General features: G+C 38.2%; 12 protein-coding genes and 1 rRNA gene. 8 read left to right on the top strand and 5 right to left on the bottom strand.

Annotated elements, in window-relative coordinates; genetic code table 11:
• The first annotated feature begins 24 nt into the window (after positions 1 to 24).
• Positions 25 to 612, top strand: a complete 588-nt coding sequence (locus DCE79_RS14115; RefSeq protein ID WP_108713639.1) for a peptidylprolyl isomerase — start codon at positions 25 to 27, stop codon at positions 610 to 612.
• Between the two features lie 22 nt (positions 613 to 634).
• Positions 635 to 880 carry a hypothetical protein gene (locus tag DCE79_RS14110; RefSeq protein WP_108713638.1) on the top strand — a complete coding sequence of 82 codons (246 nt, stop codon included), beginning with the start codon at positions 635 to 637 and terminating at the stop codon, positions 878 to 880.
• A 49-nt stretch (positions 881 to 929) separates the two neighbouring features.
• Here DCE79_RS14110 and DCE79_RS14105 read toward each other — a convergent pair whose 3' ends face one another.
• Positions 930 to 2096 carry a MalY/PatB family protein gene (locus DCE79_RS14105; RefSeq protein WP_108713637.1) on the bottom strand — a complete coding sequence of 389 codons (1167 nt, stop codon included), beginning with the start codon at positions 2094 to 2096 and terminating at the stop codon, positions 930 to 932.
• A gap of 79 nt (positions 2097 to 2175) precedes the next feature.
• Here DCE79_RS14105 and DCE79_RS14100 point away from each other — a divergent pair, with 79 nt between their 5' ends.
• Complete coding sequence (locus DCE79_RS14100; protein ID WP_199912278.1) at positions 2176 to 2436, top strand: DUF1871 family protein; 261 nt, start codon at positions 2176 to 2178, stop codon at positions 2434 to 2436.
• A gap of 69 nt (positions 2437 to 2505) precedes the next feature.
• Here the strand turns inward: DCE79_RS14100 and DCE79_RS14095 are convergent, their stop codons facing one another.
• Both DCE79_RS14095 and DCE79_RS14090 read right to left on the bottom strand, forming a co-directional pair.
• Positions 2506 to 2715 carry a helix-turn-helix domain-containing protein gene (locus DCE79_RS14095; RefSeq protein ID WP_108713635.1) on the bottom strand — a complete coding sequence of 70 codons (210 nt, stop codon included), beginning with the start codon at positions 2713 to 2715 and terminating at the stop codon, positions 2506 to 2508.
• Positions 2716 to 2872: 157 nt separating this feature from the next.
• A complete protein-coding gene (locus DCE79_RS14090; protein ID WP_108713634.1) occupies positions 2873 to 4201 on the bottom strand; it encodes a sodium-dependent transporter in 1329 nt (442 codons plus the stop codon).
• A 255-nt stretch (positions 4202 to 4456) separates the two neighbouring features.
• Here DCE79_RS14090 and yugI point away from each other — a divergent pair, with 255 nt between their 5' ends.
• The 3 genes from yugI (at position 4457) to DCE79_RS14075 (ending at position 7669) form a co-directional block, all read left to right on the top strand.
• Entirely contained in the window at positions 4457 to 4831 is a 375-nt protein-coding gene (yugI, locus tag DCE79_RS14085) for a S1 domain-containing post-transcriptional regulator GSP13 (protein ID WP_108713633.1), read from the top strand.
• A 226-nt stretch (positions 4832 to 5057) separates the two neighbouring features.
• On the top strand, positions 5058 to 6302 hold the full coding sequence (locus tag DCE79_RS14080; protein WP_108713632.1) for a Glu/Leu/Phe/Val family dehydrogenase: 1245 nt from the start codon (positions 5058 to 5060) through the stop codon (positions 6300 to 6302).
• A 203-nt stretch (positions 6303 to 6505) separates the two neighbouring features.
• Positions 6506 to 7669, top strand: coding sequence for an iron-containing alcohol dehydrogenase (locus DCE79_RS14075; RefSeq protein ID WP_108713631.1), 1164 nt, complete (start codon positions 6506 to 6508; stop codon positions 7667 to 7669).
• 59 nt (positions 7670 to 7728) lie between these two features.
• Here DCE79_RS14075 and DCE79_RS14070 read toward each other — a convergent pair whose 3' ends face one another.
• Both DCE79_RS14070 and DCE79_RS14065 read right to left on the bottom strand, forming a co-directional pair.
• On the bottom strand, positions 7729 to 8718 hold the full coding sequence (locus DCE79_RS14070; protein WP_108713630.1) for a cation diffusion facilitator family transporter: 990 nt from the start codon (positions 8716 to 8718) through the stop codon (positions 7729 to 7731).
• 14 nt (positions 8719 to 8732) lie between these two features.
• On the bottom strand, positions 8733 to 9452 hold the full coding sequence (locus DCE79_RS14065; protein WP_108713629.1) for an MgtC/SapB family protein: 720 nt from the start codon (positions 9450 to 9452) through the stop codon (positions 8733 to 8735).
• 149 nt (positions 9453 to 9601) lie between these two features.
• Here DCE79_RS14065 and DCE79_RS14060 point away from each other — a divergent pair, with 149 nt between their 5' ends.
• Together DCE79_RS14060 and DCE79_RS14055 are read left to right on the top strand one after the other, a co-directional pair.
• Positions 9602 to 10492, top strand: coding sequence for a DMT family transporter (locus DCE79_RS14060; protein ID WP_108713628.1), 891 nt, complete (start codon positions 9602 to 9604; stop codon positions 10490 to 10492).
• A 320-nt stretch (positions 10493 to 10812) separates the two neighbouring features.
• Positions 10813 to 12365 (top strand): 16S ribosomal RNA (locus DCE79_RS14055).
• Positions 12366 to 12645 lie beyond the last annotated feature (280 nt).

Genomic DNA, 12645 nt, shown 5'->3' with positions numbered 1-12645 from the left:
ATTTTATTTAAAGGAGAGACTTAAATGTATCCACAATTATCGAAAGAATTAAATCCAGGTGAAGTACTAGTAGAAATGAACACAACAATGGGTTCAATTAAAATTAAATTATTCCCAGAGCAAGCACCAAAAACAGTTGAAAACTTTTTAGGTCATGCAAAATCAGGTTACTATAACGGCATTATCTTCCACCGTGTTATTCCAAACTTCATGGTTCAAGGTGGCGATCCAACTGGTACAGGTATGGGTGGCGAATCAATTTGGGGTGGTTCATTTGAAGATGAATTTTCTCCAGAATTATTAAACATCCGTGGTGCACTTTCAATGGCCAATGCAGGTCCTGGCACAAATGGTTCTCAATTCTTCATCGTTCAAGCACCTAAAGTAGAAGTTTCTATGTTAAAACAAATGGAAGTTCGCGGTTGGTCGAAAGAAGAAGTAGAAGTTTACAAGGAAAACGGTGGTACACCATGGTTAGACGGTAAACACTCAGTATTTGGACAAGTAGTCGAAGGCATGGATGTTGTTGACAAAATTGTTAACGTTGACAAAAATATGCACGATAAACCAAAAGAAGATGTTAAGATTGAGTCAATCACAGTAATTGACTAATTAACAAAGGACGTGTGAGCGAGTGGATCGATTTTTATTGAATTTCTCTGGTGGCTTTTTATATTTCCCAGAAGATAAGTCACTTTATCTTCCAGCTGCTATAGAATTCGCAATTTTAATTATTATTGTTTTTGCTACATTTCGTTTTATTCGTCGTTTAGCTGCACGCCAAGCTGATAAGGTAAAACTTCTAGAAGAACGCGCATTACAAGAACGTGATGAGCGTCTGGCGAAAGAAAAACAAATGGAATCTATACAAAAGCAATAATAGTCAAAGTAAAAGAGGCTACCCTAATTTAGGATAGCCTCTTTTATAATTATTGAAGTGCATGTTTAATACGTTCGACACCATCTTTTAATGTTTCAAATGGACAGGCAACATTAATACGTAAAAAGCCTTGACCCGCTTCTTTATACTTCGTACCTGGATCTAGTGCGACTTTTCCGATTGATAGTAAGCGGTCCATCATTTCCTTTTCAGAAAGTCCTGTTCCTCTATAGTCAATCCACATTAAATACGTTGCATCAGGTACAGTAACTTGAATGCCGTCGATTGCATTTAATTGTTCCACCACATAATTCATATTCACTTTTAAATAAGCGAGTAAATCATCTACCCATTGCGCACCTTCTGTATAAACTGCTTTTACAGCTGTGCATGCAAAAGTATTAAGTGATAGACTACCATGTGCCAGACCCGTTTTCTCTAGTGCCAATTGTAGCTCTTTATTTGGTGTGATCGTCATGGCAGCATGAATTCCAGCAAGATTAAACGTTTTCGTAGGTGCGATACACGTAATAATGTTAGCTTCATCAGCGCCTTTAACGGTTAATGTTGGCGTATATGCTTTATTAATCGAAATATCAGCGTGAATTTCATCTGCTAACAAATACACATCATACTTAATACATAATTGGATTAGCTTTTCTAAATCTTCGCGGCTCCAAACAATACCAGCTGGATTGTGTGGATTACATAAAATGTACATCTTAATGCCTGACTGGAATAATTGTTCTAACTTTTCAAAATCCCACGCATAAGAGCCATTGGTTTCTGTTAAATCACATGTCACAATTTCACGTTGCTGTGCAATTGGAACATTAAAGAATGGCGGGTAAATAGGGGTAGACATACCGATTTTGTCACCAACATGTGTAAATGTTTCAACAATCGACGCGATCGCAGGGATTACCCCTTGATGGAATAGAATTGTTGAAGGATCGATTGTCCATTGGTGACGATTTGCAAACCAATTTGTAATAGCGTGTTTTACATCATCACTTGGGAACGTATAACCAAAAATTGGATGGTTCAAACGTTCAGTTAGTGCGTCTACAACTACTTTTGGTGCTGGAAAATCCATATCAGCAACCCACATTGGCAAAATTTCCGACGTATCATCTAATTGATAAATTTCGCCCATTTTGTCCCATTTTAAAGAGCTCGTATTTTTGCGTTCATAAATTGCATTAAAAAAAGACATGATAACCCTCTTTTCTTTTTGATCTGTTCCAACCTATGTTATCATACTAGCAAAGAGAAAGAGTAATTAGGTGAATAATATGGAAAATATTGAAATGAATCGAAAATGTGTTCAAGTGTTACAACAATGGGACCCATTTAAATTTGGCGAAGAAAGTTATGATACCGAGACAGCAGATGTCGTCGCAGCACTCCAAGGTATTGATGACCCATCAGAACTTGCGAAAGTTATACAAAAGGTATATGAATATTCGTTTGAACAATGGATTCCGATTGAAGATTGCGTGACGATTTCCTACAAATTAATTGCCGTAAAATTCGAAGCGAAATGTATTATCTAAAAAAATAGCGAGCATCCATATAAGGGTGCTTGCTATTTTTATACAGTAATACTCGATTGAAGGTTCGTTTTATGATAGAATCCCATCCATTAAGTTAGAAGCAGGAACTTCTAAAATTGTCGATAATACTAGAATCGTTTGGGTAGTTGGGATTTGGTCACCAGTTTCGTAGGCCGTCAATTTTTCAATGCTGATTTGTGTTTTTTTCGCTAATTCTTCAATTGATAAATTTCGTTCTAAGCGCAAACTTTTTAGTTGTTCCTGAAGCTGTAATTTCATATGGTGCACATCCTTCCAAATGTATTTTTTGTTGTAATTATTATAATATGAAGTGAATTGTATAAAATGCCCTATTTTTGTCAAAAAAATGAACGTAAGAAAGTACAAAAAAAGAGCCACCGAACGAATTCGGAAGCTCTCACTCACCCTCAATGAATTAGCTGAAAAATACTTTGCTAATAAGGATAGCGATTATTGAAATTGGGGCTAAATAGCGAACGATAAACAACCAAATATAGTAGATAGCTGGTGAAGTTTGTAGTTCTTCTTTTGAGATTTTTTTCGAATAATGATAACCTGCAAAAATTGATGTTAATAATGCACCAATGGGCATTAGAATCGCACTAGTTACGTAGTCTACAAAGTCGAAAATCGAACGATCCATTATTTGTACGTCCGATAATATCCCGAAAGATAAGGCACTAGGAATACCTACGATAAAGATAATCGCAGCGAAAATCCACGAAGCCTTTTTTCGTTTTTCTGTTTTTTCACGAATACCGATTGAAACAACAACTTCTAGTAATGCAATAGAAGACGTAATGGTTGCAAATAATAATAGGATGAAAAACACTAATAATAAGATGCTACCGAATGGCAACTGTTCAAAAACTGCTGGAATCATAATAAATACTAACCCAGGTCCTTCAGTAGGAGAGAAACCTAATGCAAAAACCGCTGGGAAAATGACTAAACCAGCCAAAAGAGAAATCGCAATATTCATACTGGCAACATTAATGGCAGATGTTACGATTTTTTCTTTTTTCGATAAATACGAAGCATACGTAATCATCGCTGCTACACCAATACTTAAAGAGAAGAATGCTTGCCCAAGTGCTAAAATTAACGTTTCTCCATTGAAATACGACCAATCTGGGATAAACATAAATTTAACGCCTTCCATGGCACCTTCTAAAGTGATGGAACGAACAAATAATAAAATGAAGAAAATGAATAAAAGTGGCATCATCCATTTACTAGCCGCTTCGATTCCTTTTTTAATCCCAGCTTGTACAATAACTAATGTGATAAGCATAAAAGCAGCTTGTGCAATCAATACTTCCCAAGGATTCGATATCAAATCTGAGAATAATGCACCAAAATCAAGACCTTTTCCGGTCAATGAAAATGTAAAGGCGCGTACGATATAACTTAATATCCAACCACCGACTACACTATAGAAAGAAAGGATAAGCCCACATGCAACAAGGCCAATCCAACCAATCATAAACCATGGTTTTCCTGGAGCTTGCTCTTTAAATGACGTAATCGGATCCTTTTGACCACGGCGACCAATCATAAATTCTGCCATTAAAATCGGTAAACCGATAATGACTGTACATAATATGAATAATAAAATGAAAACACTACCACCATTTGTTCCCGCCATATAGGGGAACTTCCAAATCGCACCAAGTCCAATGGCACTTCCAGCAGCAGCGAGAATAAATCCAAGCTTAGATGAAAACTGATCTCTAGATGACAAAACAAAACCTCCTTAAATATGTAACAATCCATTTTACAACAGCTATATAGTATAAAGCAAAGAAATTTCTATAAGACCATTTGATTTAATTGAATACTTAAAATTCTTTACACGTACTTTTCTTTTTACGTAGCTGTATTTTTATTTTGTGCTGATAATTTGCTAGTTTAAGGCGATTCTTTGTTCCGTCCCTTGTCATATGTTATAATTTAACATGACATTTACGTATATACGATAAAGAAGGTAGGAACAAGTATGGAAAAAAAAATCGAAGTGGGTGACGTACTATCAGGTAAAGTAACAGGAATTCAACCATACGGTGCTTTTGTTGCTTTAGATGAACAAACACAAGGACTTGTGCATATTTCTGAAATCACATACGGTTTCGTAAAAGATGTAAGCGAATTTCTATCTGTAGGGGATGAAATTCAAGTGAAAGTGTTGGACGTTGATTCCGAGCAAAAGAAAATAAGCTTATCTATCCGTGAATTACAAGAAGCGCCTCATCATCGTAAAAGAGATGTTCTACCACGAAAATCATTACAAGATCGCGTGGATGAGGTCGATGCAGATGGATTCAAAATTTTACAAGATAAATTACAAGACTGGATTGAACAATCTGGTCAATAGATAGTAAAGAGAGCATTCATGTAGTTAATATGGATGTTCTCTTTTTAGTTAATTCATGTATTAAGATAGTAAAAGTAGGTGAAAAATAAGTTTTTCTAATAATATTCTATGTGAATTATAAAAGTGTTTGAAATGTGTCAAAATATTTAACAAACTCTAATGGAAGTATGTTACAATGTTCGCGGAAAGACAAAAAAATCAAAATTTTTTAAAGAGGCGAAAAATTATGGCTGAAAATTTAAACTTATTCACATCAACTCAAGAAGTAATTCATGAGGCTTTAAATAAACTAGGTTATGATGAAGCGATGTATGAATTACTAAAAGAACCTGTTCGTATGCTATCAGTACGAGTTCCTGTGAAAATGGACGATGGTTCAACAAAAGTATTCACAGGCTATCGTGCACAACATAATGATGCTGTAGGGCCAACAAAAGGTGGGGTACGCTTCCATCCTATGGTTAGTGAAGAGGAAGTGAAAGCGCTTTCTATGTGGATGACGTTGAAATGTGGTATCGTCGATCTTCCATATGGCGGTGGTAAAGGTGGGGTTATTTGTGATCCGCGTGAAATGTCGATGGGTGAAATTGAACGTCTAAGTCGAGGTTATGTACGTGCAATTAAGCAATTCGTAGGCCCAACAAAAGATATTCCAGCTCCAGACGTTTACACAAACGCTCAAATTATGGCATGGATGATGGATGAATATAGCCGAATGGACGAGTTCAATTCGCCTGGATTTATTACAGGTAAACCGATTGTACTTGGTGGTTCACAAGGTCGTGACCGTGCAACGGCTGAAGGTGTAACGATTGTTATTGAAGAAGCAGCGAAAAAACGTAACATTGATATTAAAGGTGCGCGTGTAGTTATCCAAGGTTTTGGTAATGCAGGTAGCTTCTTAGCAAAATTCATGAGCGATTTAGGTGCGAAAGTTATTGGTATCTCAGATGCACACGGTGCGTTACACGATCCAAATGGGTTAGATGTTGACTACCTATTAGATCGCCGTGATTCATTTGGTACAGTAACAACTTTATTCGAAAATACAATTTCAAACAAAGAATTATTAGAGCTTGATTGTGACATTTTAGTACCAGCTGCAATCGAAAATCAAATTACCGCTGAAAATGCACATGACATTAAAGCGAATATCGTAGTGGAAGCAGCAAATGGTCCTACTACTGCAGAAGCGACAAAAATTTTAACAGAGCGCGGCATTTTATTAGTCCCAGACGTATTAGCATCAGCTGGCGGTGTAACAGTATCTTACTTTGAATGGGTACAAAATAACCAAGGTTACTACTGGACTGAAGAAGAAGTACGCGAAAAATTATATAAAAAAATGGTAACGGCGTTTGATAATGTTTATACAACAGCGCAAAACCGTAACATCAACATGCGCCTAGCTGCCTATATGGTAGGGGTACGCCGCACAGCAGAAGCATCTCGATTCCGTGGCTGGGTGTAAGAGTTAAAACACAATCCTCACTCGATATTCGAGTGAGGATTTTTTAGTGGATAAAAAAGTATAAATTTTCAAAGAAGTTCACATTAAGACGCATTACACGTAAAATTTGTTTTTCTAACAATAATTAGTAAGAAGTATTCGCAATTCTTACAGACGAATGCGAAAATATAAAGGTATTCATTTAATACTGAGGAGGAACGAACATGAACGCATTTTCATTTTATAATCCAGTAAAAATTCATTTTGGTAAAGAAAGCATTGAACAACTACGAAAAGAGCTACCGCAGTATGGTCAAAATATTTTAATTGTTTACGGCGGGGGAAGTATTAAATCGAACGGTGTCTATGATGCCATTATGTCGATTTTAAATGATTTATCGATGAATGTATTTGAATTATCAGGTGTAGAACCAAACCCACGTGTTGAGACGGCACGAAAAGGGATTGCTATTTGTAAGGAACAAACTATTGATATCGTTCTAGCAGTTGGAGGCGGTTCAGTAATCGATTGTTCGAAATTAATTGTAGCAGGTGCGAAGATTGAGCAGGATGCTTGGGATATCGTTATGAAGAAAGTAATTCCAACAGAGGCACTTCCATTAGCGACAGTACTTACAATTGCGGCAACAGCCTCAGAAATGAACTCAGGTTCTGTTATTACAAATGAAGAAACGAAGGAAAAGTACAGTTGGGGCAGCCCGGCAGTTTTTCCGAAATTTTCGATTTTAGATCCAACGTATACGTATACACTCCCAGCCAATCAAACAGTAAATGGTGTGGTTGATACGATGTCACATATTTTAGAACAATATTTCCATAATGCAACAAATACACCACTCACAGATGAAATGAGCGAAGGGATTCTTCGTACGTTAATCGACGTGGCACCAAAAGCACTAAAAGATCCATCGAATTATGAACATCGAGAAACATTAATGCTAGCTGGTACGCTTGGATTAAATGGCTTTTTAGGATTAGGAGCTCGTGGAGATTGGGCAACGCATAATATCGAGCATTCGGTATCAGCGTACTATGATATTGCCCATGCAGCTGGCCTCGCAATTATTTTCCCAAACTGGATGAAACACAATGTACAAGTGAATCCAGCTCGTTTTGCGAAATTAGCAGAGAATGTATTTGGTATTGAGCAAGCAGGTAAAACAGAAGAGCAAGTGGCATTAGAAGGGATTGAAGCATTATCAGCATTTTGGACTTCTATTGGCGCACCGAACAAATTAGCTGATTTTGATATTGATGCAACCTACTTTAATGAAATGGTAGAGCATTGCATGGTTACTGGTCCATTCGGTAATTTCACTAAGCTACACGCTGAAGATGTACGCAAAATTTTAGAAATGTCTCTATAAAAAGAAGAAGGGCAAGTCATCTATTGTATAAGATGACTTGCCCTCTTTTGTTAGATTAATTAAATCATGCCCTTTTCTTTTTCGGGCTTAGTAGCGGTATGCTGCCATGAGCGTTCACCGTCATCTTCATCAAATGCCATTGTTACTTTCGTTACCCCTTTTTGATTTAAAAGAAGTTCTATTAAATGGTCACGAACATCATCTAAATAAGCAAGCGATAGATTCGGGTCTGTTTCAGCAATTAATTCAACGTGTAAAAATTCACCTTCTTTAATTACTTCAAGACGAGCAATATCCGTGATGTTAGGATCTTCTAATACTAAATTGCCGATATGAACAAGCATTTCTTCATCCGTTTCTCCGATAGCTCCTCGTGCATTGTCTAAGAAAACACGTCCGACTACAAAGAACATCATCACACCGATAACCATGGATACAAGACCTTCTAATTGATAAAAGCCAGTTAAGTGGGCAATAACAATGGCTAAGAAGGCAAGAACATTACCGGAAGTTGCTACCAAATCTTCCATCCATACAAGCTTCGTTGCAGGCTTTGCACGGTTCAAATATTTGGCTGATGCGAAAATAGCAAGACCTTTCTTTTTAACGCCTGCGTCATGTAAAATTTCATGTGCCGCTTTAATTAGTACGCTTCCCTCTAAAACAATACCGATTGCTAATACACCAAGTGCAATCCATATACCTTTTGATTCCGTCGCTGGATGTAAAAAGCCATGCCAGCCTTCTAAAATCGTTTCATATGAAAGAATGGCGACAATTATTACTGCCCCAAGACATACTAAGTTAACGATTCGACCATAACCATTTGGAAATCGAGGGGTAGGTGCTTTTTTAGATAATGCTGATCCAATAAATACGAAAGTCTGATTAGCTGCATCTCCTAATGAGTGCATCATTTCAGCAAACATTGCAACATTTCCTGTTAAAGAGAAAGCAATGCCTTTAATAATGCCTAAAAATAAGTTTACAAATGCTGCAAGTAAGGAAGGTTTGTTTCCTCCTTTTAATAATTTAAATATTTCTCCCATGGCGTTCTCCTCCGTTAATCCAAATACTCAATTTTAATATTCTTTACATAACTTAGTTCATGTAACCGGTTGTATAGTTCAAGTGTATGATTTGTTTTCACTGTCGAAACACGTACATTGATTTCATGTAACATCGTATCAGATTTAGGAATATCTTTAATACATACTTTTTCGACATGCATGTTATTTTGCTTCATATAATCGATTAAATCTTTAATATGATTAGAATGCTCAGTCACAATCACAATGGATACTTCCCGCATACGTAAACGTTTAGGACCAAATTTTAACAGAAGCGGTGCTAATACTTCAATACCTAATACAACAATTAACACGGTAATGAAGGCTTGCATGTAAAATCCTGCACCTACCGCAATTCCGATTCCAGCGGCTCCCCAAATCATGGCTGCTGTTGTCAGCCCCGTAATACTATCATTACCTTTACGTAAAATTACACCTGCACCTAAAAATCCAATTCCGCTAACGATTTGAGCGGCTAGGCGTAGTGGATCCATTGTTATATTAATATCATCGCGAGCGGGCGTTGAATAAGCAGTTTCTATTGAGATAATAGTAAGCAAGCAACTAAACGTCGCAATGACTAAACTTGTCTTCAACCCAACCGGCTTCTTCTTCAATTCCCTCTCTATCCCGATAATTAAACTCAAAGTTGCGGCAACAACTAGTCTAATTAAAATTTCTAATGAAAACTTATCGACCGTAAGCCATTCCATGATGTTCATCTCCCTTTTTCTATATACCAAATTCGAATCGTGAGTTTAAAACTCCTTTAAAAATATATAGTTTTCTAGAGACGGAACAAGTAAAATAAATCGAAACTAAAATAATTGTTGAAATATTTATTTGAAAGAAGGGGATTTGAATGGAGAAACCACCCATTCATCCATATATTCCAATATTAATTGGTGTGATATCTGTTTCCCTCTCTGCTATTTTTGTTAAACTAGCAAATGCAGATTCAGGGGTTATTGCATTTTATCGAATGTTATTTTCGGTATTAATAATGCTACCATGGTTTATTATGAAATATCGTCATGAGATTAAAAAATTGTCAAAAAGAGATTGGATATTTTCATCTATTGCTGGTGTATTTTTAGCTTTTCATTTTATTTTATGGTTTGAATCACTTAACTATACTTCTATAGCAAGTTCTACTGTATTAGTAACGATGCAGCCACTTTTCGCCTTTTTAGGGACGTATTTATTTTTTAAAGAAAAGATTACACTAAAGACGTTACTAGCAGGAAGTATTGCGATTATCGGAAGTGTGCTAATTAGTTGGGGAGATTTCCGTATTAGTGGAACGGCATTTTATGGGGATGTTTTAGCATTAATTGCATGTGCACTTGTTACGGGATACTTATTATTTGGTCAAGACGTGCGTCAACGCCTATCGTTAGTTACATATACAATGGTTGTTTATTCGGTTAGTACGATTACTTTATTCATTTATATAATAGTAAAGGGAGAATCATTCGGACCGTATCCTTTAATGGACTGGATGTGGTTTTTATTATTAGCGATTATCCCAAACTTATTAGGACATAATTTATTCAACTGGTCGTTAAAGTGGGTTAGTGCGAATGTAATTTCAATTGCGATTCTTTTTGAACCAGTTGGAGCGGCGATTTTAGCGATTATCGTATTTAAAGAGTATTTAACAATCACTCAAATAATCGGAGGAGTCATTGTTATTATAGGTATTATGCTATTTGTAATTGATTTCAAAAAAATATTTACTAAAAACACTTGATTTATATCATCCTTTTGAGGTATATTATTACTTGTCCTTAAAAGGATGTTGTATTTAAAAAATATTTCAAAATAGTTATTGACAATGAAAATTGGCTGTTATATACTGTTTAAGTCGCTAACGAGCGAATGAAAATACTTTCAAAAATGTTATTGACATAATAACTTTTGAGTGATAACATTAAGAAGTTCTTTTCGAACAACATGAACCTTGAAAACTGAACAAGCAACGTTAATGAAACAAAGCTTCTTAAATGAAGCAAAATAGATATCAACTTTTAGTTGATACGCTAGCAAAGCAAATGAGCTTTCAAACTAACTATTATGGAGAGTTTGATCCTGGCTCAGGACGAACGCTGGCGGCATGCCTAATACATGCAAGTCGAGCGAATGACGAAGAAGCTTGCTTCTTCTGATTTAGCGGCGGACGGGTGAGTAACACGTGGGTAACCTACCTTACAGATTGGGATAACTTCGGGAAACCGGAGCTAATACCGAATAATATTTTTCTTCTCATGGAGAGTTATTGAAAGACGGTTTCGGCTGTCACTGTAAGATGGGCCCGCGGCGCATTAGCTAGTTGGTGAGGTAACGGCTCACCAAGGCAACGATGCGTAGCCGACCTGAGAGGGTGATCGGCCACACTGGGACTGAGACACGGCCCAGACTCCTACGGGAGGCAGCAGTAGGGAATCTTCCACAATGGGCGAAAGCCTGATGGAGCAATGCCGCGTGAGTGAAGAAGGATTTCGGTTCGTAAAACTCTGTTGCAAGGGAAGAACAAGTAGCGTAGTAACTGGCGCTACCTTGACGGTACCTTGTTAGAAAGCCACGGCTAACTACGTGCCAGCAGCCGCGGTAATACGTAGGTGGCAAGCGTTGTCCGGAATTATTGGGCGTAAAGCGCGCGCAGGTGGTTCCTTAAGTCTGATGTGAAAGCCCACGGCTCAACCGTGGAGGGTCATTGGAAACTGGGGAACTTGAGTGCAGAAGAGGATAGTGGAATTCCAAGTGTAGCGGTGAAATGCGTAGAGATTTGGAGGAACACCAGTGGCGAAGGCGACTATCTGGTCTGTAACTGACACTGAGGCGCGAAAGCGTGGGGAGCAAACAGGATTAGATACCCTGGTAGTCCACGCCGTAAACGATGAGTGCTAAGTGTTGGGGGGTTTCCGCCCCTCAGTGCTGCAGCTAACGCATTAAGCACTCCGCCTGGGGAGTACGGTCGCAAGACTGAAACTCAAAGGAATTGACGGGGGCCCGCACAAGCGGTGGAGCATGTGGTTTAATTCGAAGCAACGCGAAGAACCTTACCAGGTCTTGACATCCCATTGACCACTGTAGAGATACAGTTTTCCCTTCGGGGACAACGGTGACAGGTGGTGCATGGTTGTCGTCAGCTCGTGTCGTGAGATGTTGGGTTAAGTCCCGCAACGAGCGCAACCCTTGTTCTTAGTTGCCATCATTTAGTTGGGCACTCTAAGGAGACTGCCGGTGATAAACCGGAGGAAGGTGGGGATGACGTCAAATCATCATGCCCCTTATGACCTGGGCTACACACGTGCTACAATGGACGATACAAACGGTTGCCAACCCGCGAGGGGGAGCTAATCCGATAAAATCGTTCTCAGTTCGGATTGTAGGCTGCAACTCGCCTACATGAAGCCGGAATCGCTAGTAATCGTGGATCAGCATGCCACGGTGAATACGTTCCCGGGCCTTGTACACACCGCCCGTCACACCACGAGAGTTTGTAACACCCGAAGTCGGTGAGGTAACCCTTGTGGAGCCAGCCGCCGAAGGTGGGATAGATGATTGGGGTGAAGTCGTAACAAGGTAGCCGTATCGGAAGGTGCGGCTGGATCACCTCCTTTCTAAGGATTTTTCGGAATCATTCCTTCGGGGAATGAAACATTAACGTTTGCTGTTCAGTTTTGAAGGTTCATCGAAAGATGAAAAACTTCAAAAAATATTTGCTCCTGTCGCTAGCGCTATCGTCGCAAAGCTGCATGAAGCAAATTCAGCGAAACTTATTCACGATGTGATTGAAGTTAGCTGCTTTGTTCTTTGAAAACTGGATAAAACGACATTGAAAGCAATAAACAAATTTTCTATTAGTAATAATAGATCACAAACGTCAAGTAATTGACGTGC

The sequence above is a fragment of the Lysinibacillus sp. 2017 genome (assembly GCF_003073375.1).
Classification (GTDB): domain Bacteria; phylum Bacillota; class Bacilli; order Bacillales_A; family Planococcaceae; genus Solibacillus.
The sequence above is the reverse complement of the archived record's forward strand: the minus strand, read 5'-3'. Positions and strand labels throughout refer to the sequence as shown.

Excerpts from the sequence above, each read along its gene's own strand:
- DCE79_RS14115 (WP_108713639.1), top strand. The coding sequence starts at position 25 with ATGTATCCACAATTATCGAAAGAATTAAATCCAGGTGAAGTACTAGTA.
- DCE79_RS14105 (WP_108713637.1), bottom strand. The coding sequence starts at position 2,096 with ATGTCTTTTTTTAATGCAATTTATGAACGCAAAAATACGAGCTCTTTA.
- DCE79_RS14100 (WP_199912278.1), top strand. The coding sequence starts at position 2,176 with ATGGAAAATATTGAAATGAATCGAAAATGTGTTCAAGTGTTACAACAA.
- DCE79_RS14095 (WP_108713635.1), bottom strand. The coding sequence starts at position 2,715 with ATGAAATTACAGCTTCAGGAACAACTAAAAAGTTTGCGCTTAGAACGA.
- yugI (WP_108713633.1), top strand. The coding sequence starts at position 4,457 with ATGGAAAAAAAAATCGAAGTGGGTGACGTACTATCAGGTAAAGTAACA.
- DCE79_RS14080 (WP_108713632.1), top strand. The coding sequence starts at position 5,058 with ATGGCTGAAAATTTAAACTTATTCACATCAACTCAAGAAGTAATTCAT.
- DCE79_RS14075 (WP_108713631.1), top strand. The coding sequence starts at position 6,506 with ATGAACGCATTTTCATTTTATAATCCAGTAAAAATTCATTTTGGTAAA.
- DCE79_RS14070 (WP_108713630.1), bottom strand. The coding sequence starts at position 8,718 with ATGGGAGAAATATTTAAATTATTAAAAGGAGGAAACAAACCTTCCTTA.
- DCE79_RS14065 (WP_108713629.1), bottom strand. The coding sequence starts at position 9,452 with ATGGAATGGCTTACGGTCGATAAGTTTTCATTAGAAATTTTAATTAGA.
- DCE79_RS14060 (WP_108713628.1), top strand. The coding sequence starts at position 9,602 with ATGGAGAAACCACCCATTCATCCATATATTCCAATATTAATTGGTGTG.